Source organism: Nocardioides sp. cx-169 (genome assembly GCF_021083605.1).
Classification (GTDB): domain Bacteria; phylum Actinomycetota; class Actinomycetes; order Propionibacteriales; family Nocardioidaceae; genus Nocardioides.
This window is the reverse complement of the sequence record NZ_JAJNRO010000009.1, coordinates 57,234-77,374: the sequence shown is the minus strand read 5'-3', so window position 1 is coordinate 77,374 and position 20,141 is coordinate 57,234. Positions and strand designations below refer to the sequence as shown.

The 20,141-nt window shown below is 72.6% G+C and carries 17 protein-coding genes; 4 read left to right on the top strand and 13 right to left on the bottom strand.

Features of this window, described 5'->3' with window-relative positions; translation table 11 throughout:
- Positions 1-2 precede the first annotated feature (2 nt).
- The gene (gene hsaA / locus LRP67_RS13635) at positions 3-1,169 is read right to left on the bottom strand and encodes a 3-hydroxy-9,10-secoandrosta-1,3,5(10)-triene-9,17-dione monooxygenase oxygenase subunit (RefSeq protein ID WP_231270710.1); all 1,167 of its coding nucleotides are present in this window, start codon (positions 1,167-1,169) and stop codon (positions 3-5) included.
- A 217-nt stretch (positions 1,170-1,386) separates the two neighbouring features.
- Between hsaA and LRP67_RS13630 the strand changes: the two genes are divergently transcribed.
- On the top strand, positions 1,387-2,124 hold the full coding sequence (locus LRP67_RS13630) for a family 16 glycosylhydrolase (RefSeq protein ID WP_231270709.1): 738 nt from the start codon (positions 1,387-1,389) through the stop codon (positions 2,122-2,124).
- 59 nt (positions 2,125-2,183) lie between these two features.
- On the opposite strand, the gene LRP67_RS13625 is transcribed toward LRP67_RS13630, so the two are convergent.
- From LRP67_RS13625 to LRP67_RS21900, 5 genes are all read right to left on the bottom strand, one after another.
- A complete protein-coding gene (locus LRP67_RS13625) occupies positions 2,184-3,560 on the bottom strand; it encodes a DUF222 domain-containing protein (protein ID WP_231270708.1) in 1,377 nt (458 codons plus the stop codon).
- Positions 3,561-3,888: 328 nt separating this feature from the next.
- On the bottom strand, positions 3,889-4,740 hold the full coding sequence (locus tag LRP67_RS13620) for a GyrI-like domain-containing protein (RefSeq protein ID WP_231270707.1): 852 nt from the start codon (positions 4,738-4,740) through the stop codon (positions 3,889-3,891).
- 205 nt (positions 4,741-4,945) lie between these two features.
- Positions 4,946-6,022 (bottom strand): 4-hydroxy-2-oxovalerate aldolase, encoded by a 1,077-nt coding sequence (gene dmpG, locus LRP67_RS13615; RefSeq protein ID WP_231270706.1) that lies wholly within the window; start codon positions 6,020-6,022, stop codon positions 4,946-4,948.
- A 48-nt stretch (positions 6,023-6,070) separates the two neighbouring features.
- On the bottom strand, positions 6,071-6,976 hold the full coding sequence (locus LRP67_RS13610; protein WP_231270705.1) for an acetaldehyde dehydrogenase (acetylating): 906 nt from the start codon (positions 6,974-6,976) through the stop codon (positions 6,071-6,073).
- 2 nt (positions 6,977-6,978) lie between these two features.
- On the bottom strand, positions 6,979-7,818 hold the full coding sequence (locus tag LRP67_RS21900; protein WP_374107422.1) for a 2-keto-4-pentenoate hydratase: 840 nt from the start codon (positions 7,816-7,818) through the stop codon (positions 6,979-6,981).
- Between LRP67_RS21900 and kstD the strand changes: the two genes are divergently transcribed.
- Both kstD and LRP67_RS13595 read left to right on the top strand, forming a co-directional pair.
- The gene (kstD, locus tag LRP67_RS13600) at positions 7,817-9,538 is read left to right on the top strand and encodes a 3-oxosteroid 1-dehydrogenase (RefSeq protein WP_231270703.1); all 1,722 of its coding nucleotides are present in this window, start codon (positions 7,817-7,819) and stop codon (positions 9,536-9,538) included. The genes LRP67_RS21900 and kstD overlap by 2 nt on opposite strands.
- Positions 9,538-10,389, top strand: coding sequence for a MaoC family dehydratase (locus LRP67_RS13595; protein ID WP_231270702.1), 852 nt, complete (start codon positions 9,538-9,540; stop codon positions 10,387-10,389). The genes kstD and LRP67_RS13595 overlap by 1 nt, the downstream gene beginning before the upstream one ends.
- Positions 10,390-10,432: 43 nt before the next feature.
- Here LRP67_RS13595 and LRP67_RS13590 read toward each other — a convergent pair whose 3' ends face one another.
- The 7 genes from LRP67_RS13590 to LRP67_RS13560 all read right to left on the bottom strand — a co-directional run bounded on the left by LRP67_RS13590 (position 10,433) and on the right by LRP67_RS13560 (position 19,125).
- Positions 10,433-11,656, bottom strand: a complete 1,224-nt coding sequence (locus tag LRP67_RS13590; RefSeq protein ID WP_231270701.1) for a DUF480 domain-containing protein — start codon at positions 11,654-11,656, stop codon at positions 10,433-10,435.
- A gap of 116 nt (positions 11,657-11,772) precedes the next feature.
- Complete coding sequence (gene hrpB, locus LRP67_RS13585; RefSeq protein WP_231270700.1) at positions 11,773-14,262, bottom strand: ATP-dependent helicase HrpB; 2,490 nt, start codon at positions 14,260-14,262, stop codon at positions 11,773-11,775.
- 223 nt (positions 14,263-14,485) lie between these two features.
- Positions 14,486-15,649: a lipid-transfer protein gene (locus tag LRP67_RS13580; protein WP_231270699.1), complete on the bottom strand. Its 1,164-nt coding sequence runs from the start codon at positions 15,647-15,649 to the stop codon at positions 14,486-14,488.
- Complete coding sequence (locus tag LRP67_RS13575; protein WP_231270698.1) at positions 15,646-16,032, bottom strand: MaoC family dehydratase; 387 nt, start codon at positions 16,030-16,032, stop codon at positions 15,646-15,648. The genes LRP67_RS13580 and LRP67_RS13575 overlap by 4 nt, the downstream gene beginning before the upstream one ends.
- Positions 16,029-16,418, bottom strand: a complete 390-nt coding sequence (locus tag LRP67_RS13570) for a Zn-ribbon domain-containing OB-fold protein (protein WP_231270697.1) — start codon at positions 16,416-16,418, stop codon at positions 16,029-16,031. The genes LRP67_RS13575 and LRP67_RS13570 overlap by 4 nt, the downstream gene beginning before the upstream one ends.
- A complete protein-coding gene (locus LRP67_RS13565; RefSeq protein ID WP_231270696.1) occupies positions 16,415-16,921 on the bottom strand; it encodes a MaoC family dehydratase N-terminal domain-containing protein in 507 nt (168 codons plus the stop codon). Before LRP67_RS13565 ends, LRP67_RS13570 begins: the two co-directional genes overlap by 4 nt.
- A complete protein-coding gene (locus LRP67_RS13560; protein WP_231270695.1) occupies positions 16,918-19,125 on the bottom strand; it encodes an acyl-CoA dehydrogenase in 2,208 nt (735 codons plus the stop codon). Before LRP67_RS13560 ends, LRP67_RS13565 begins: the two co-directional genes overlap by 4 nt.
- A gap of 62 nt (positions 19,126-19,187) precedes the next feature.
- On the opposite strand from LRP67_RS13560, the gene LRP67_RS13555 reads away from it, so the two are divergent.
- On the top strand, positions 19,188-20,102 hold the full coding sequence (locus LRP67_RS13555) for an alpha/beta fold hydrolase (RefSeq protein WP_231270694.1): 915 nt from the start codon (positions 19,188-19,190) through the stop codon (positions 20,100-20,102).
- Positions 20,103-20,141: the final 39 nt, after the last annotated feature.

Below are 20,141 nucleotides of genomic sequence, written 5' to 3'. Positions count from 1 at the left end.
GGTCAGTACATCCCCGGGTCGACCTGGTGGCCGAACTCGTGCGCCCCGAACATCTGCAGCGCGCGCTCGGGGTCGTTGGCGGCGTGCACCCGGCCGGCGTGCGCGTCGCGCCAAGCCCGCTGCAGATGGGTGCCCTGGGCCAGGGCTCGTCCGCCCGAGGCCTCGAAGAGCGCGTCGATCGCGTCGATCGCCCGCTGGCTGCCGATCACCTGGTCCCGGCGGACCTTCAGGCGCAGGCCGAGCGGGATCTTCTCGCCCCGCTCGACGTGGGCCATCTCCTCGCGGATGTTGTGGGTCAGCAGCGCCCAGGCGGCGTCGATCTCCGAGGAGGCGCGGGCGATGCGGACCATGGCGAAGGGGTCCTTCGACGCCTTCTCCCCGAGGTACGCCGCCCGGCTGCGGGCCCGCTGCATCTCCACGTGCTCGGCGTAGGCGCCCATCGCCATGCCGATGATCGGGGTGGTGATCGTGCCGGTGAAGATCGAGTGGAAGGGCAGCTTGTAGAGGCCCGCGGTGTTCTGCTCCTGACCGGGACCCCGGCACTGGCCGGTGTCGCTCATGCTGAGCGTGAACGCCTCGGGGATGAACTGGTCCTCGACAAGGATGTCGTTGGACCCCGTGCCGCTCAGCCCGACCATGTGCCACACGTCGACGATCTTGTACTTCTCGCGCGGCACCATGAAGGTCTTGAAGTCGGTGACGTCGCCCCGCTCGTTGTGGACCAGGCCCCCCAGCAGCACCCAGGAGCAGTGGTCGCAGCCCGACGAGAAGCTCCACTTGCCGGACAGGAGGTAGCCGCCGTCGGTGACGGTGGCCTTGCCGGTGGGCGCGTACGACGAGCTCAGCCGGGTGCTCGTGTCCTCGCCCCACACGGCCTGCTGGGCCTCGTCGGCGAACAGCGCGACCTGCCAGGGGTGGACGCCGACGACGCTGGAGACCCAGCCGGTCGACCCGCAGGCGCTGGCGATGTCGCGCACCGCCGTGTAGAAGGTCACGGGGTCCGCCTCGAAGCCGTCGAAGCGCTTCGGCTGGAGCAGCCGGAAGAACCCGGTCTCCTCCAGCTCCTTGACCGAGGCCTCCGGCACGACGCGCAGCCGTTCCGCCTCGTCGGCGCGCTCCCGGAAGCTGGGGAGCAGGTCACGGACAGCGTCGAGCACAGCCTGGGACATCGAGAGCTCCTGTCATGGTGGGACAGGGTCAATACTAGAACACGTTCTCGTTTTGGTCGATATCGACCGCGGCGAGCTCAGGGGCGTCCGCGGAACGTGGCGGCGGCCTCCTCGAGCCGGGCGACATAGGCCGGCCAGTCGTCGGCGCCGGACATGCTCTGGTCGCCCGGATGCCGGCCGGCACGTCCGTCGACCGTCTCCCGCAGGATGCCACCGCGTGGACCTGGCAGCGAGCCACGGCAATACTGCGGTGATGTGGAGCCAGGACTTCGAGGGCCCGGCCGGTGCGGCGCCCGACCCGCGGGTGTGGGGCCACGAGCTCGGCGGCGGGGGCTGGGGGGACGCGCAGTGGCAGGTCTACACCGACGATCCCGGCAACGCCGCGCTCGACGGCGTCGGACACCTCGCGATCACGGCTCGACGCGAGCCCGACGGGACCATCACCTCGGCCCGCCTGACCACGCACCGCCGCTTCGCCACGACCTACGGCCGCGTCGAGGCGCGGATCAAGGTCCCCGAGGGGCGCGGCAGCTGGCCGGCGTTCTGGATGCTCGGCGAGGACCTGGACGACGTCGGGTGGCCGGCGTGCGGCGAGATCGACGTGATGGAGCACGTCGGCGCCCAGCCGCACCTGTGCCACGGGACCGCGCACGGCCCGGGCTACAGCGGCCTCGCCGGGGGTCTGGGTGGTGCGGTCGACGCGGGCACGGACCTGTCCCAGGACTTCCACGAGTACGCCGTCACCTGGGGCGAGCACGGCATCGTGTGGTCACTCGACAATCACGAGTACCACCGGGTGACACCGGCCGACGTCCCGGCTCCCTGGCCGTTCGACCATCCCTTCCACCTCGTGCTCAACCTCGCGATCGGCGGCGACTGGCCCGGCAATGAAACCGAGGACCCCACGCTTCCGGCCGTACTGCTGGTCGACCACGTGCGGGTCCACCCGCACTAGCGGCCCGGACCCGAGGCCCGGCCATCGACCATCCCGTCGACAGTCCGCCGCGGCGAGGGCTACTCCCCCGGCGGCGGGTCCGGGTGGGGTCCGGGCTGGTTCGTGTCCGGCTCCTCGCCGTCCGGGGTCGGCGGCTCGGCGTCCTGGTCGTGCTCGTGAGCGGGGTCAGTGGTCATGGGGACCGGTACCCGGGCTCGTCCGATCCACGTCCGCCGATGGAAGCGAACCCGACCGTCGGCGAGCCGGTCGACGCGGTAGCCGTGGTCATGCGCACGATGGTGGTGGAACGAGCAGAGCAGGTCTGCCTGCGCCAGGTCGGTCCGACCGCCTGCGGACCAGGGCTCGCCGCCATGATGGGCCTCGCACCAGGAGGAGGGGATGTCACAACCCTCGGCGCGGCAGGTCGGTTGCAGTACGGCGAGCGCCTTGCGCTGCGCGGGCGAGTAGAGGCGGCGCGCCCTACCCAAGTCGAGCACCTGGCGCTCACCGCCGAGGACGACGGGGATGATGCTCGCGGTGCACGCGAGCCGGCGGGCCTCGGCCGCCGAGATGGGCTCGTCGCCGACGAGCGCCACGCCCAGCCCGCCCATGAGCGTCTGGAGGTCGATCGTCACCAGCACCGTCGTCGCGTCGCCGCCGTGGACCGGCATCCGCGCGGGGTCCACCGCCTCGAGGAAGGCACCGAAGGCATGGCCCAGCTTCTGGTCGTGGGGTCGCCGGTCGCCCGGGGGGCTCTTGCGCTCCCGGCGCGGCGAGGTGAAGGCGTTGAGGTAGGTCAGCAGCCGGGCACAGATCCGGTCGGAGACCCGGATGTGGATGTCGGTCGTGCCGTCACCGGTCTTGCGGGTCCTCAGGAAGGTGCGCCGGCGGGCCTGCCTCTCCTCCTTCTCGAGCTGGCGCTCCTCGATCCCGTCGCTGACCTCCGGCGCCACGACCTCCAGCACCCGGCGCCCCAGCACCCGCAGCACATCGGGCGCGAACTGGGCAGCCTCGGCGACCAACCGCTCCTCCGCCGCCGTCCGGACCGCCGCGTCGACCTCCTCGGGCAGCGCCTCGACGGCACTGACCACCACCGAGGCCTGGGCGAGGTTGAGCGCTCCCTGGCGCAGCGCGTCGGCCGTCGTCGAGTGCTGCGTCAACGTCTTCGCGAGCCGCAGCCGACGCCGGCACTCCCCCCGGTCACGGCGTCCTCGGTGCGCCAGCCAGGCGGCCGCGTCGCGGGCTCCGTCGCGCTCCGCGACGTCGTCGGCGTTGGCCAGCACGCGCATCCGCAGCTCCTCGGCCCCGTCGATGGCCGAGCTGAGCCCCAGCAGGGCTGCGGCCTTGTCGTCCGTCGACATGTACATCGGGTCGACACCGGCCGTCTCGTCCAGCGCCCGGGTGAGCGCGTCCACCGCGGCGAGCACTGGATGCTGCGGGACTTCGGTCTGAGACATGGAGGCACCTGGAGATCGACGGCCGCCCGGGGACCCACCCACCGGGACTCACGAGAACGTCGATGCCAGCGCGTCGCGTAACGAGCTCCACCGAAGCGGAGGACTACTGCATCTACACCTATTAGAGCGTGTGTTCGAAACAATGTCAAGCGCCGATCCGCCCTGGCTCAGTCGCACCTGTCAGCGCGCTTCACTCTTTCCCACTGCGGCACATCGCAGCGATGGGCGTCGTTGTCGTGTGGCCGGGTCTGTCGATGTGCCGGTGCGAACGTGCGGGTCACCGCTTCATCGGCGCGGATGAGGCTCGCCCGCGCCGTCGGCGCCGTTCCTATGAGGGCTCGACGGGTAGCCAGAGTTCGCCGGTGGCGGTCCCGGCTTCGGCATCGAAGGCGAGGATGGCGACGATCTCGGGTCCGGGGCGCAGCCGCCACGGCTGCGACGGGAACCAGGTGGTCGAGGTCGCTGCCCAGGCCTCCTGCAGGGCTTGCGGGTGCGGGCCCTCGGTTCGGAAGACTGCCCACGTCCCGGCTGGCACCTGGATGACGTCGAGGCCCTCGGGTGCGGCGGCTGTGGTGGCCACCCCGTGCAGGTAGGTGAGCTCGCTCCCCTCGGTCCGGTCAGGGTCGAGGTCGTCGCTGACGGCGAGCACCCCTGACGGCTCGGTGTCGTTCAGGCTCTTCAGCCGCTTGATCTCCTCGACCGCGATGCTGGCGACGTGATCGGCGATGTGCGGATTGATGCCCTCGTGGATCAGGGGCACACGCGTGGCGTAGCCGATGAGGCGGACGGCGGGCAGGCTGGTGATGCGGGTGTCCATCGGGACGCTCCCTTCAACGGTCAGGTGGAACCTGATCCGTGGTTGTGTGCGCAAGGGGCCCCCATCACGCCGTGCGTCGCTCGGACCGACGCCGTGCACAGCACGGAACGCTCGCCCGAACGCCTCGGTCGAGCCGTAGCCGTACCGGACCGCGACCGTGAGCAGGTCATCATTCGTGGTCACGAGGTCCGAGGCGGCCAAGGACATCCGGCGCCGGCGTACGTACTCCGACAACGGCATCCCTGCCAGCGATGCGAACATCCGCCGCAAGTGGTGCTCTGTGGTGCCCGTGCGCGTGGCGGTGCCTGACGCATCCACCGGAGCGGACGGGTCGGTCACCAGGTGTGACTCCACGTCGTCCACGGCGAGGTTGAGAACGGCGATCATCTGGGCCCCTCCTTTCGCCTCCCAGCCTGCGGCCCCTGAACGCTCGGGACCCGATTATTGCGGTCCGATGCCATCAGCAACCCGCGAGGAACCGCACGCCGAGGCGAGAAGAGCAGACACGCAGATATGTCGCTTCACGGGCCTCCCGGCCATGCCTGGTCCGGCCGGCCCGAGACGTGCGTCATCGCGCCGCATTGTCCTGCTCTGCCTTGAGCATCAGGGCGATGTCGATGAGCTGGTCCTCCTGGCCGCCGATGAGCTTGCGGCGGCCGGCCTCAAGCAGAATCTTGGCGCCGGAGACGCCGTAGCGCTCCGCAGCGTTGCCGGCGTGCTTGAGGAAGGAGGAGTAGACGCCGGCATAGCCCATCATCAGCGTCATCCGGTCGAGTTGGCACTCCTCGGGCATGGCCGGCTTGATGACGTCCTCCGAGGCATCGACGATGGTGAGGAAGTCGATGCCGGTCCTCCAGCCGAGCTTGTCGCAGACACCGACGAAGGCCTCGAGCGGGGTGTTGCCGGCGCCGGCGCCGAAGCGGCGTACCGAGCCGTCGATCTGGGTGGCGCCGGCGCGGACGGCGATGACGGTGTTGGCTACCCCGAGGCCGAGGTTCTCGTGGCCGTGGAAGCCCACGGTCGCCTCTCCCCCGACCTCGGCGACGACGGCCGCGACCCGGTCGGCGGTCTGCTCCATGACGAGCGCGCCGGCGGAGTCGACGACGTAGACGCACTGGTTGCCGGCGTCGACCATGATCCGGGCCTGTCTGGCCAGGACCTCGGGGGGCTGGGTGTGGCTCATCATCAGGAAGCCGACCGTCTCCAGGCCGAGCTCGCGAGCCAGGCCGAAGTGCTGGATCGAGGTGTCGGCCTCGGTGCAGTGGGTGGCGATGCGACAGATCTGGCCGCCGTTGTCCTGGGCGGCGCGGATGTCGTCCTTGGTGCCGACGCCCGGCAGCATCAGGAACGCGATCTTGGCGCGCTTGGCCGTCTCGGCCGCGATCCTGATCAGCTCCTGCTCGGGCGTGCGGGAGAAGCCGTAGTTGAACGACGAGCCGCCGAGGCCGTCGCCGTGGGTCACCTCGATGACCGGCACCCCGGACTCGTCGAGCGCCTCGACGATGTCGTGCACCTCCTGCGCGGTGAACTGGTGCCGCTTGTGGTGCGAGCCGTCGCGCAGGCAGGTGTCGGTCAGGCGCAGGTCCAGGCCGCTGTCGGGGTCGCTCTGGGCCCAGGTACGGGTGAGGGTGTCACGGTCGTTCATGAGGCCGCCTTTCCGAGACGTGGTCTCGAGGCTCGCTTCGCTCGCACCTCAACCACCGAGGGACCTCGCGATCGCCTCGCCGACGCGGGCGGCGGCGGCGGTCATGATGTCCAGGTTGCCGGCGTACGGCGGGAGGTAGTCGCCGGCGCCCTCCACCTCGACGAAGACGCTGACCTTGGTCTGACCGCGGGTGGCCGGCGACGGGTCGTCGATCTGCGGCTCCTGCAGCAGCCGGTAGCCGGGCACGTACTCCTGCACGGCCTTCTCCATCGCGAACACCGAGGCGACGATCGCGTCGCGGTCGGCGTCGGGGGCTACGGCGCAGTAGATCGTGTCGCGCATGATCATCGGCGGCTCGGCCGGGTTGAGGATGATGATCGCCTTGCCGTGGGCGGCACCGCCGATCGTCTCGACCCCGGCAGCGGTGGTGCGCGTGAACTCGTCGATGTTGGCGCGGGTGCCCGGCCCCGCCGACATGCTCGAGACCGAGGCGACGATCTCGGCGTAGGACACCGCAGCCGCGCGGGAGATGGCCGCGACCATCGGGATCGTAGCCTGGCCGCCGCAGGTGATCATGTTGACGTTCATCGCCCCCAGGTGCTCCTCGCCGTTGACCGGCGGGATGACCGCGGGGCCCACGGCGGCCGGGGTGAGGTCGACCGCGCTGATGCCGGCCTCCTCGTAGCGCGGCGCGTACTCGCGGTGCACGTAGGCCGAGGTCGCCTCGAAGATCAGGTCCGGCAGCTCGTCCTGCTTGAGCAGCCAGTCGACGCCCTCATGGCTGGCCTCCAGCCCCTCCTCGGCGGCCAGGCGCAGGCCCTCCGAGGCCGGGTCGACGCCGATCATCCAGCGCGGCTCGATACTGCCCCCGCCCCGGGCGCTGCGCAGGAGCTTGTACATCAGGTCGGTGCCGATGTTGCCCGGCCCCACGATCGCGGCGGTGCGCTTGGTCATGCTCACTCCTCGAACTGCACGCTGAGCGGCGCGAAGCCGCTGATGGTCGCCACGACCCGGTCCCCCGGGACGAACGGCACGAACGGGCCCAGGGCCCCGGACAGGATCAGGTGGCCGGCGCGCAGCGGGTCGCCGAAGCGGTAGGCCTGCACGGCGAGCCAGCGCAGCGCCTCGAGGGGGTCGCCCAGGCAGGCCGCGCCGGTGCCGGCGGAGCGCTCCTCGTCGTTGATGGTCAGCGACATCGCGACCTCGCGGGGCTCGACCTCCTCGAGGCTCCGCCCCTTGCGGCCCACCACGAACAGCCCGCTGGAGGCGTTGTCGGCCACGGTGTCGGTGAAGCCGATGTCCCAGTCGGCGATCCGTGAGTCGACGATCTCCAGCGCGGGCAGCGCGACCGCGACGGCGTCGCGGACCAGCGCGAGGGTGAGCTCCTCCTCGCTCGCCGGAGACAGGTCGCGGCTCAGCACGAAGGCGATCTCGCCCTCGACCCGCGGCTGCAGCAGGGTGCCCATCGAGACCGGAGCCCCGTCCGCCCCGTCGCTGACGTCCATGTCGCTGAGCAGGTAGCCGAAGTCCGGTTGGTCGACGCCGAGCTGGCGCTGCACCGCCTCCGAGGTGGCGCCGATCTTGCGCCCCACGACCGTCGCCCCGCCCTCCAGACGGGCGCCGACCAGACCCCGCTGCACGGCGTACGCCGCCGGGAGGTCGGTGCCGATCAGGTCGCGCACCGGGGCACACGGCACGCGTGTCTCCTGAGCGCGCGCAAGCCGGGCCACGGCCGCCCCGATCGAGTTCTGGAAGATCACGGAAACAGAGTAGAACCTGTTACAGTTTTGCGCCATGAGCACCCCCCTGCCCGCCGAGGTGGACGTCGTGGTCGTCGGCGCCGGCGGGGCCGGCATGACCGCCGCGCTGGCCGCGGCGAAGCGCGGGCTGGACACGGTGCTGGTCGAGAAGAGCGCCTACTTCGGCGGCTCGACCGCCCGCAGCGGCGGCGGGGTATGGATGCCCGGCAACTACGCCCTCCAGCAGGCGGGCCAGGCCGACCCGCTCGAGGAGTCCAAGCGCTACCTGGACTGGATCGTGGGCGACGTGGTGCCGAAGGCCCGCCGCGACACCTACGTCGACCGCGGCGCCGAGGTCCTCGACTTCGTGCGCGAGCACACGCCCCTGCGCTTCACCTGGGTCCCCGGCTACTCCGACTACCACCCCGAGGCGCCCGGGGGTCGCGCCGCGGGCCGCAGCTGCGAGCCGGTGCCGCTGGACGCGCGCTTCCTCGGCGAGGAGCTGCGGCGGCTGCACCCGCAATACACGAAGGCGCCGGCCAACATGATCGTCACGCAGGCCGACTTCCGGAAGATCAGCCTCGGGATGCGCACGCTCCGTGGCCCGGTGACGATGGTCAAGGTGCTGCTCAACCGGATCCTGAGCGGCCTGCGAGGGCGCCGGATGTACGCGATGGGCAACGCGATCGCGATCGGCCTGCGGCAGGGGCTCATCGACGCCGGGGTGCCGCTCCACTACGAGACCGACCTGACCGACCTGGTGGTCGAGGACGGCCGCGTCGTGGGCGTCCGTGTCGCGCAGGGTGCTCGGGAGAGTGTCGTACGGGCCCGGCGCGGGGTGATTCTCGGCAGCGGCGGCTTCGAGCGCAACCTGGAGATGCGCGAGAGGTACCAGCCGCGGCCCACCTCGGTCGAGTGGACGACCGGCTCGGAGTTCAACACCGGGGGCGGCATCCTCGCCGGCATCGCCGCCGGCGCGGACACCGACCTGCTCGACGACGCGTGGTGGGGGCCGACGATCCCGCTGCCCGGGCGGCCGTGGTTCTGCCTGGCCGAGCGCAACCTCCCGGGCTCGATCATCGTCAACCAGGCCGGCGAGCGGTTCATGAACGAGGCGCTGCCCTACGTCGAGGCCGTGCACGAGATGTACGCCGGCGAGGCCACCGGCGTGGGCCACGTCCCGAGCTGGATGGTGATCGACCAGCGCTACCGCAACCGCTACGTCTTCGCCGGCCTGATGCCGCGCCAGCCGTTCCCCGGGCGCTGGTACAAGGACGGCGTGATCCGCACGGCCGACTCCCTCGAGGCGCTCGCCGCCGAGATCGAGGTGCCTGCTGCAGCACTGAGCGCGACCGTCGAGCGGTTCAACGCCTTCGCCCGATCGGGCACCGACGAGGACTTCCACCGCGGCGAGTCGGCCTACGACAAGTACTACTCCGACCCCACGGTCAAGCCGAACCCGTCGCTGCACACGATCGACCAGGGGCCGTTCCACGCCGTCAAGATCGTGCCCGGCGACCTCGGCACGAAGGGCGGCCTGGTCACCGACGAGCGGGCGCGGGTGCTGCGCGCCGACGGCGCGGCGATCCCCGGCCTGTACGCCGCCGGCAACGTGTCGTCCGCGGTCATGGGCCACACCTACGCCGGGCCGGGCGCCACCATCGGGCCCGCCATGGCGTTCGGTTACCTGGCCGCCCAGGACCTCGCCTCGACTCCGGCGGTCGAGGAGGTCGCGCAGCAACCGTCTCGCAACCCCGGAGCCAAGGAGAGCGCCTGATGCCCATCGACGCCTCCGTCGCGATCGGCGCCCACCTGGGCTCGCGGGAGTTCGCCTGGACCGAGAGCGACGTGCTGCTCTACCACCTGGCCATCGGCGCGACCGACCTGTCCTACACGCTCGAGACCGCCGGGCTGCAGGTGCTGCCGTCGTTCGGCGTGGTGGCGCCGACGTTCCACGACACCGACCCGCCGCCGCTCGACCTGCCCGGCTGCGACATCGACCTGGCGCAGGTCGTCCACGGGTCCCAGTCCATCTCGGTGGCCGGACCGCTCCCGACCTCTGGGTCCGCCACCGTCTCTACCCGCATCAGCGACGTCTGGGACAAGGACAGGGCCGCGGTCATCTGGCAGGAAGCCGTGGCGACCTCGCCGTCCGGTCAGGAGCTGTGGACCACCCGCTCCTCGATCTTCGTCAGGGGCGAGGGCGGCTGGGGCGGACACCGAGGCATGTCGGAGAAGGCGGCACCCCCCGACCGCGCACCCGAGGTGGACACGACCTACGACGTGACTGCGCAGCAGGCCCTGCTGTACCGACTGTGCGGAGACCGCAACCCGCTGCACGCGGACCCTGAGTTCGCCGCCGGCGCCGGCTTCCCCGCCCCTATCCTGCACGGCCTCTGCTCGTACGGGATCGTCCTGCGCGAGCTCACCGACGGACTGCTCGGCGGGGACGCCGCCGCGGTGTCCGGTTTCGCTGGCCGCTTCGCGGGCGTCGTCTTCCCCGGCGAGACGATCCGGGTGCAGGGCTGGCGCGACGGCGGACACATCGTGGCCTCGGCCAGCATCGCCGGTGGCGAGCGCGACGGCGCGCCGGTCCTGGCCGACGTGGAGCTGCTGGCGCCGGCCTGAGAGGCGCCGAAGTGCCCGGGACTCGGGCACCGCGACGGGTGGATCAGGCCGGCTTCGTCGCGATCACGTAGAGCCGCTCGGTGGTCTCGTCGCGCCAGGTGAACGGGCCGCGGTGGTACCACTCCAGGTCCACCAGCCCGGCGGCCTCGACCACGGAGCGGACGTGCACCGGGTCGTGCATGACGAAGTCCAGCGAGACGTCACTGTCGAACCAGGAGCCCAGGTGCCGGACGTCGGCGCCCGTGTGCAGGGCCAGCACCAGCCAGCCGCCGGGCCGGATCGGTCGCACCAGCGCCGCGAGGGCATCAGGGAGCTCGGAGGGGGCGAGGTGGATAAGGGAGTACCACGCGAGGACGGCGCCCCAGCCCTCGCTGGTCGTGGGGCGCATCAGCCGGCGCAGGTCGCCCACCTCGTAGCTCCCGTCCGGGTGGCGACGGCGCGCCTCCTCCACCATCTCGGGCGTGAGGTCCAGCCCGGTCGCGTGCGCGCCAGCGGCCGCGAGGTACGCCGTGACGTGGCCGGGCCCGCAGCCGACCTCTACCACCGGCTGCTCCCCCGCGTGCACGGCGACCCGGTCGAGCAGCCAGCGCTCGAACGGCAGCCCGGTGAGCTCGTCGCCCAGCCGGTCGGCGTACGTCGTGGCCACGCTGGCGTAGGACGCCCGGACCCGGTCGTCGCGGGCCTCCCGGCCGTCGGCGATGACGCTCTCCAGGTCGACCGCCGGCTCGCCGGCACCGGACGCGGCGGACCGGGCCCCCTCGTCGACCGGTCCAAGCAGGTGCACCCACCGGCTGTCATGCTGCCCGGCTCGACGCGGCAGCTGGCGCACCAACGGGGTCGGGCGCTGCGCCATCCGCTGCAGCTCTGCCTCGACGGACTCGCGGTCGGGGAAGTGGTGCAGGCGCTCGGTGCGCGAGCGCAGCTCCCCGGGCGCCTGCGGGCCCCGCAGCAGCAAGACGGTGATCAGCGCTCGCTCGGCCTCGGTGAGCGAGAGCTCCTCGGCCAGCGTCTCGTGGTACTTCAGGGTCCGGCGCCCGGTCGCCGCCCAGACGATCCGCACCAGCCCGCGGTCCTTGAGCTCACGCGCGACTCGCTCCACCGTGGCCTCGTCGTAGTCGGCGACCGGCTCGCGGCTGCTGGTCTGGTTGCAGGCGGTGCGCAGCGCGTTGAGCGAGAGCGGGTAGGACCCGGGGACGGTCCGCTCCTTCTCCAGCAGGCTGCCGAGGATGCGCTGCTCGGTCGGATCCAGGACGGGCAGGTCGGCCATGCTCAGACCTTAGGGCAGGGGACCAGGCCGAGATCCGCGAGGACGACCGCCACCGTGTCCGAAGGTCCTGACGAGGCAGCACCGGGCAACCCTGGCGCTCCGTGTCTCGGCGAGGCTCAGCGCCTGACGCCACGCGTGGGCGGCGCCGTGCGCGGGTCGTCGGGCCAGGCGTGCTTGGGGTAGCGGCCGCGCAGCTCGGCACGCACCTGCGGGTAGCCGGTGTCCCAGAACGACGCCAGGTCTGCGGTCACCGCCACGGGGCGGCGCGCGGGCGAGAGCAGGTGCAGCAGCAGCGGGACCCGGCCACCGGCAAGCGCGGGCGCCGCCGCCCACCCGAAGACCTCCTGGATGCGCACGGCCAGCACGGGCTGGTCGCCGGTGTAGTCCACTCGGACCGCCGACCCGCTCGGCACCGTGACCCGCTCGGGCGCCAGCTCGTCGAGACGACCCGCCTCCGGCCACGGCAGCAGCCGGCGCAGCGCCGCATTCACGTCGACGCGGCGAAGATCACCCGCGCCCCGCACCCGGGCGAGGTCCGGCCCCAGCCACCGCTCGACGCCCTCGACCAGCGCCTCGTCGGAGACGTCCGGCCACGGCCCCCCTAACGTGCGGTGGAGGAAGGCGAGCCGGGCGCGCAGCGCCGTGGCGGCCTCTCCCCACGGGAGCACGGCGAGCCCGTCGGACCGCAGCCCTTCCCGTACGGCGGCTGCCACCAGGTGAGGGGCCGGGTCGGCCAGGCGGTCGGAGGTGAGCTCGATGGCGCCGAGCGACGTCGTACGCCGGGCGACCACGCGGCCATCGCGCCAGGCGACCTCCTCGTCCTCGCGCCACAGCGCGGAGGCGGCCTCGAGGGCGAGGTCCTCGTCGAGGGGGGCGGCCGCGCGGATCGTGGCGTCGCGCCGGCCTCGGGGTCGGTCGGCGTCGGCGACGGCCAGCCACGGGGTGCCGGCGAGCCAGGACTCACCGCGTCCGAAGACGGCGCCGGTGCCGCCGGCCATCAGGTAGGCCGATCCGCCGGGCCGCATCCGGGCGATGCGGTCGGGGTGGGCCAGGGCGACAACCACGCCGACCGCCAGGTCGTCGGTCAGCGCCTGGCCCTCGTGCTGTCGGACCGCACCCTCGAGGCGGCGGGCGGCCGCTCGCCAGGCCGCGCCGTCGGGCCCGCCGCGGCGCAGCCCCCGCAGGGACGCGACCAGGTCGGCGCCGGGCGCACGGACGTCCTCGGCCAGCATGGCCACGACCTCCGCCGCCCGTCGCGAGCCCACGAGCGGGGCGCCGTCGAGGAGGGCCCGGGCCAGGCGCGGGTCCACGGCGACCGCGGCGATGGCGCGGCCCCGTTCGGTGACGGCACCGGTCTCGTCGATAGCCCCCAGCCCGGACAGCGTCTCCCGCGCCGCGCTCATCGCCGCGGCGGGAGGCCGGTCCAGCAGCGCCAGGCCGGCGCCGTCGGGGCTGCCCCACACGGCCAGCTCGAGGGCGAACGACGTCAGGTCCGCGGTTGCGATCTCGGGCGCCGGGTGCTCGGCCAGGTGCTCGTCCTCGGCCGGCGACCAGCACCGGTAGGCCGCGCCCGGCCCCTCGCGTCCGGCCCTCCCTGCCCGTTGCGCCGCGCTCGCCCGGCTGACCCGCACGGTGACGAGGCCCGCGAGCCCACGGCGGTGGTCGGTCCGCGGCTCGCGCGACAGCCCGGCGTCGACCACGGTGCGCACCCCGGGCACGGTCAGCGACGACTCGGCCACCGCGGTCGACACGACCACCCGCCGCCGCGTGCCGGCGGTCAGCGCCAGATCCTGCTCGGCGGGGGGCAGCCGCCCGTGCAGCGGGCGCACGTCCGCGTCCACACCGCCCAGGCGGCGTACGACGCCGGACACCTCCGCGGCGCCGGGCACGAACACCAGCACGTCGCCGGCCCGCTCGTCGATGGCCCGCCGGGTGGTGGCGGCGACGTGGTCGAGGAAGCGCGGGGTGACCCCGCGGTCGTCGAGCCGCAGCACGCCGCTCGGGAGCGGACTCCACACCGTGTCCACCGGGTGCAGGGAGCCGGGGATGTCGACGACCGGCGTGCCAGGCCCGAGGAGTGCCGCCGTGCGCTCGGCCTCGACGGTCGCGGACATGGCCACCACCACGAGGTCCTCGCGCAGGTTCTCCCGGACGTCCACCAGGAGCGCGAGCGTGAGGTCGGAGTCGAGCTGACGTTCATGGACCTCGTCGAGAACGACGGCGCCGACACCGGTCAGCGCCGGGTCCCGCTGCAGGCGGCGCAGCAGGACGCCGGTCGTCACGAACTCGACCCGCGTGCCGGCGCCGGTCTGCCGGTCGCCGCGCACGGAGTAGCCGGAGGTGGCGCCGACCGGCTCCCCCAGCAGGTGGGCGAGGCGCCGGGCCGCGGCGCGAGCGGCGATGCGCCGGGGTTGGGTGACGACGACGCGGCCGCTGCCGAGGGAGGCGACGGCCGGCGGCACCAGCGAGGTCTTGCCGGAGCCCGGCGGCGCCTGCACGACCGCCGCTGCTGTGTCGCGCAGGTGGCTCAGGAGCTCGGCGACACCCGCGGCCACCGGCAGGTCCGGCGGCCTGGCGAGCAGCCGGGCGATCGGGTCCTCGGGCACAGCGGCCAGCCTGCCACGTGGGCCCTGCGCCGCTCGCAGCGCGCCAGCGCCGGCTCGACGGCCGTCCCCGAAGTGGGTCTCATCTGAACCAGGGGCCCCGAGTTTCACCGGGCACCCGGTGGATCTCGTGCCTCCCGTACGAAGTTTCGTGAGGAAGGCGTGAGTTTCACCGGGCACCCGGTGAAACTCGCCGCCCGAGGACACAACAGCCTCACGCCGCGATTCACACCGAGAGGATGAGCCCGCTCGTCGGCACGCCCGTGCCCGCGGTCACCAGGACGTGCGAGGCATCGACCGGGTTGACCGACGTGCCCCGGATCTGCCGCACGGCCTCGGCGATGCCGTTCATGCCGTGGATGTAGGCCTCCCCGAGCTGACCGCCGTGGGTGTTGAGCGGCAGCCGGCCACCGACCTCGATCGCACCGTCGGCGATGAAGCCGGGCGCCTCGCCGCGGCCGCAGAAGCCCAGCTCCTCCAGCTGCATCAGCACGTACGGCGTGAAGTGGTCGTAGAGGATCGCCATCGGCATGTCGTCGGGAGTGAGCCCGGACTGACGCCACAGCTCGCGGCCGACGACGCCCATCTCGGGGATGCCGATGTCGTCGCGGTAGTAGGAGGTCATCACGAACTGGTCGCGCCCGCTCCCCTGCGCCGCCGCCGAGATGACGGCCGGCCGCTGCGCGAGGTCCCTTGCCCGCTCGGCGGACACCACGACGAGCGCGACCGCCCCGTCGCTCTCCTGGCAGCAGTCGAGCAGGTGCAGCGGGTCGACGATCATCCGCGAGGCCTGGTGGTCCTCGATCGTGATCGGCCTGCCGAAGAAGAACGCGTCCGGGTTGTTCGCTGCGTGACGACGGTCCGCCACGGCAACGACGCCGAAGTCGCGCGAGGTCGCGCCGTACTCGTGCAGGTAGCGGCGCGCCTGCATCGCCACCGTCGCCGCCGGCGTGCCGAGGCCCATCGGGTAGGTCCAGGCGTTGTCGAGGCCGTTGGTGTTGACCTGGGTCGCGGCCGCCACCGAGAACTGGCCGAACCGGCTCTCCGAGCGCTCGTTGAAGCCGCGATAGCAGACGACCACGTCGGCCACGCCGGTCGCCACGGCCATGGCGGCCTGCTGGACGGTCGCGCACGCGGCGCCACCGCCGTAGTTGATCCGGCTGAAGAAGCGCAGCTCCTCGATCCCGAGCTCACGCGCGACGGCGATCTCCGAGGAGGTGTCCATGGTGAACGTCGTCAGCCCGTCGACGTCCGCGGCCGTCAGCCCGCAGTCGGCCAGCGCATGCTGCACGGCCTCGACCGAGAGCTGCAGTTCCGAGCGGCCCGATGCCTTGGAGAACTCGGTGGCCCCGATGCCGGCGATCGCCGCCTTGCCCGACAGACCACTCACGCCAGCACCCGCACGGTGCCGGTGACGTGGTCGCCCAGGGACACCGCGCCGACCACCGCGATGGTGGCGACGCCGTCCTCGACCGACTCCACGCGACCGTGGAAGGTGAGCGTGTCGTAGGGGTACGCCGGTGCCCCGAGCCGGATCGCGATGCCCTTGAGCTCGGCGTCGTGCCCGAGCCAGTCGACGACGTACCTCTCGACCAGTGCGTTGCTGGTGAGGATGTTCATGAAGATGTCCTGCGACCCTGCCGCCTGCGCGATGTCGCGGTCGTGGTGGACGTCCTGCCAGTCGCGGGTGGCGATGGCGGTGCTCACGATCGTGGTCGGGGTCAGCGGCAGGCTCCACGCGGGGATCGCCTCACCCACCGTCAGCGCCCTCATGCCCTCCTCCACACGGGCAGCGTCAGCTGGTCGTCGACGCGGTCGAAGTCGACGCGCAGGCGCATCCCGATCTCCATCTCCTCGGGCGGCACGTCCGTCACCTCGCCGACCATGCGCACGCCCTCGTCCAGGTCGACCAGGGCGATCACGATCGGCAGCTCCTTGCCCGGCACCGGTGGGTGCCGGTGGACGACATAGGAGAAGACGGTGCCGTCACCGGTCGCGACCACGTGCCCGCGGTCGAGCACACCGCAGTCGGGGCACGCGGGGCCGGGCGGGAAGCGCAGGACGCCGCAGGCGTTGCAGGTCTGGACGCGCAGCTCGCCGGCGGCGGTGCCGTCCCAGAAGAACTGCGAGTCGCGGCCGACCATGGGGCGCACGGTCACGGCGTCTCCTTCGGGATGAACTTGAGCACCCGGAACAGCATGGACGCCACCACCTCGCTGCGCCCGTCCGGGTGGTCGACGTACCAGGTGTTGCGCGAGGTCACGAAGTAGCCCTCGCCCATCGCGGTCTGCTTGGGCCCCACCACCGAGTCGAGCGCACTGGTGACGCGCACCTCCTCACCGACACGCAGATAGCGCTCGTAGGACTGCTCGCAGTTGGTGCCGAGCACGGCGGTGAAGCCCTCCTGGGTGAGGACCTCGGTCATCCGGCTCAGCGGGTCCTCCGGAGGACGCCGACGTCCCAGGCCGGGCATCGTCCACACCTGCGCCATCGACGGCGGCGCCTCCCCGGAGCGGTAGCGATCGTTGTCGTAGCCCATCGCGTCCAGCCAGGTGCCGATGGTGGGCTGGTTGACCGGGTACGGCGCCCGCGACTGCGACGCCTCCCCGAGCACCTCGATCCGCTCGGCCTCGGCCATGATGCGATCGTGCCGCTCGCTCATCGCGGCACCCGCGGGAGCCCGAGGCCGAACATCGCGATCAGCTCGCGCTGCACCTCCTGGACGCCGCCGCCGAAGGTCAGCACGAGGTTGCGCTTCGCCTGGCCGTCGAAGTACCGCAGCAGGGCCTTCGTCTCCTCCTCGGCCGGATCGCCGTAGCGATGCACGAGGCCGACCAGGTCGGCGGCGAGGTGCTGGACCTGGTCGGCGGCGAAGACCTTCGAGGAGGACGCGTCGCCGACCGAGACCTCCCCCGCCTGCCCGGTGCGCGCCACCTCCCAGTTGAGCAGCTCGTTGACGCGGAACGCCGCGGTCACGCGGCCCATGACGTCGCGTACATCCGGCCGGTCCAGCACCCCCGCCTTGGTGGCCCAGTCGGCGACCCGGTCGCGCAAGCCCTCGATGCGACCGGCGGGGCCGAGCATCACCCGCTCGTGGTTGAGCTGGGTGGTGATCAGCTTCCAGCCCTGGTTCTCCTCGCCCACGAGCATGTCGACCGGGACGCGGACGTCGGTGTAGTACGTCGCGTTGACGTGGTGGGAGCCGTCGGCGGTGATGATCGGGGTGAACGAGTAGCCGGGGTCCCTGGTGTCGACGATGAGGATCGAGATCCCCCGGTGCTTCGGGGCGTCGGGGTCGGTGCGCACGGCCAGCCACACGTAGTCGGCCTGGTGCCCGCCGGTGGTCCACAGCTTCTGGCCGTTGACGACGTAGTGGTCGCCGTCGCGCCGGGCGCTGGTGCGCAGCGAGGCCAGGTCGGTGCCGGCGTCCGGCTCGCTGTAGCCGATCGCGAAGTGCACGTCGCCCCGGAGGATCCGCTCGAGGAACAGCTCCTTCTGCCTCGCCGTGCCGTAGCGGATCAGCGTCGGCCCCACGGTCTGCAGCGTCACGGCCGGCAGGTGCACGTCGGCGTGCTGGGCCTCGTTGGCGAAGATCGTCTGCTCGACCTCCCCCAGGCCGTGGCCGCCGTACTCTTTCGGCCAGCCGACGCCCATCCAGCCGTCCTGGCCCATCTGCCGCACCACGCGCTGGTACGTCGGCCCGTGCCGGTCCCGGCCCATGTCCAGGTGCTGGTCGTGCGAGGCGAGGTCGCTGAAGTAGGTGCGCAGCTCGGACTTGAGAGCGCGCTGCTCGGCGGTGAGCTCCAGGTTCTTCGTCGTCGGGTCCTCCAGCGGTACGTCGGACGGCTGCGCTCCGAGCGAGGCGACGATGTCGTTGACCCAGGAGAAGTAGTGGTGCAGCGGGTAGGTCACGTCGACGCCCATGCCACCGTGCAGGTGGTGGCAGGTGCGCAGTGCGGGCGGCGCCTCGGCGCACACCCAGTAGGCGGCGACCGCCAGGTCGTCGGCCGCGCCGAGACCCTCGCGCAGGCGCCACACGGCGTTGTCGGCGACGAGGTCGAGCGTGCGCGAGGCGATGTAGACGTCGGCGATCTGCATCGCGACCGCCTGGAACTGCGCCAGCCGTCGGCCGAACTGGGTGCGCCCCTTGACGTAGCCCGCGGTCAGGTCGCGCGCCCCGGCGACCAGCCCGGCGGCGGTGACCGCCAGGCCGGCGACCGCGTGGTCGGTGAGGAGCTGCGCGGCGTCGGCTCCGAGCAGCTCGCCGGGCGCACCGTCGAGCACGACGGTGTGCGTGGCGTGGCCGGCCGAGGAGCCGGACTCCAGCAGCGTCACCCCCGGGGCGGCCGGGTCGACCAGCGCGACGACCTCCCGGTCGCCGTCCAGCGCGGTGACCAGCAGCCGCCCGGCCCGGTCCGCGTAGGTGACCCCGATCTTGCGGCCGCTCACCCGGCCGTCGGCGTACGTCGCGGCCGGGCGCTCGCGCAGGCCGATCCCGACCTCGCGCAGGGCCGGCGTGAGCACGGTGTCGCCGGTCGCCACGCCCGCCAGGAGCGCCTGCTGCTCCGGGCTCCCGGTCGCGGCGACGGTCAGGCCGCCGCAGCACAGCGTCTCCCACACCGGCAGGTGCACCGCACGAGCGCCGGTCTCCCGCAGCAGGACCGCGACCTCGGCCAGGCCGAGCCCCTCACCGCCCTGGTCCGTCGGCACCGCGAGGCCAAGCATCCCCGCCCCGGCGAGCGCCGCCCAGTCGGCGTCGCGGTCGAGCGCCTGGCCGACGACCGCGCGCACCGCATCGACGGACTCCTGGTCCGCCGGGGTGAAACCGTCCGAGCCCACGTGGTTCTCCTGCCATGTCGAGGTCACTGCCCGACGAAACTGTAACCTGTTCTAGTCTGGCCCGGCCACGACGGAGAGGAGGGCACACCGTGCTGTCACCGGGGGGCCTCCTGCGCAACCGGGTCTACCTGCCGTGGGCGCTGATCCCGCCCGGCGAGATGGTGGAGCTCCCCGGCCGCGGCGGCTCGACGTACGTCACGGACACGCCGGGGCCCATGCCCGACTCCCCCGCGCTGGTGCTGCTGCACGCACTCGGGTGCACCGGGCTGCTGACCTGGTACCCCGCCATCCACCCGCTCGCGCGTCGCTTCCGGGTGGTCACGATGGACCAGCGCTGGCACGGGCAGGGCATCCGCAGCGAGGAGTTCTCGCTTCGCGACTGCGCCGACGACGTCGGCGCCCTGATCGGCGTGCTCGGGCTCGAGGACGTGATCGTGGGCGGCTATTCGATGGGCTCGATCGTCGCGCAACGGGTCTGGCGCCAGCACCCGGACAAGGTCCAGGGCCTGCTCCTGTGCGCCACCACCGACCGGTTCCGGCTCAACCCGGCCGAGCAGCTCTTCTTCACCGGCATGGGGGTCACCATGCTCGGCGCCCGGGGCGTCTCTCGCTCACGTACGGCGCTCACCGCCGCGCGGGCAGCCGCCCGCGCGCTCGACCTGGCGCCCTCCGACATCCACGAGTGGGCCACCCGCGAGCTGCGCAGCACCAGCCCCTGGGCCATCGGCCAGGCCCTCGCCGCCCTGGGCCAGCACCACTCACGACCGTGGGTGGGCGACATCGACGTCCCGACCGCCGTGGTCGTCGGCACCCGCGACCGCGTGATCCCGCCCCGTCGCCAGGTCCGCCTCGCCCGCGCCATCCGAGGCGCCACCGTCCACGAGGTCGACGGGGGCCACGCGATGTGCGTGCTCGAGGCCGAGAAGTTCGTCCCCGCCGTCGTCGAGGCCGCCCACACCGTCAACGCCCGCCGCCGCGACCTCCGCCGGCGCACCTCCTCCTGAGGCGCCGCGCGCGTGCCGCGAGCTTCACCGCTCGAGCGG

Excerpts from the sequence above, each read along its gene's own strand:
- hsaA (WP_231270710.1), bottom strand. The coding sequence starts at position 1,169 with ATGTCCCAGGCTGTGCTCGACGCTGTCCGTGACCTGCTCCCCAGCTTC.
- LRP67_RS13625 (WP_231270708.1), bottom strand. The coding sequence starts at position 3,560 with ATGTCTCAGACCGAAGTCCCGCAGCATCCAGTGCTCGCCGCGGTGGAC.
- dmpG (WP_231270706.1), bottom strand. The coding sequence starts at position 6,022 with ATGAACGACCGTGACACCCTCACCCGTACCTGGGCCCAGAGCGACCCC.
- LRP67_RS13610 (WP_231270705.1), bottom strand. The coding sequence starts at position 6,976 with ATGACCAAGCGCACCGCCGCGATCGTGGGGCCGGGCAACATCGGCACC.
- kstD (WP_231270703.1), top strand. The coding sequence starts at position 7,817 with ATGAGCACCCCCCTGCCCGCCGAGGTGGACGTCGTGGTCGTCGGCGCC.
- LRP67_RS21900 (WP_374107422.1), bottom strand. The coding sequence starts at position 7,818 with ATGGCGCAAAACTGTAACAGGTTCTACTCTGTTTCCGTGATCTTCCAG.
- LRP67_RS13595 (WP_231270702.1), top strand. The coding sequence starts at position 9,538 with ATGCCCATCGACGCCTCCGTCGCGATCGGCGCCCACCTGGGCTCGCGG.
- LRP67_RS13590 (WP_231270701.1), bottom strand. The coding sequence starts at position 11,656 with ATGGCCGACCTGCCCGTCCTGGATCCGACCGAGCAGCGCATCCTCGGC.
- LRP67_RS13575 (WP_231270698.1), bottom strand. The coding sequence starts at position 16,032 with ATGAGGGCGCTGACGGTGGGTGAGGCGATCCCCGCGTGGAGCCTGCCG.
- LRP67_RS13565 (WP_231270696.1), bottom strand. The coding sequence starts at position 16,921 with ATGAGCGAGCGGCACGATCGCATCATGGCCGAGGCCGAGCGGATCGAG.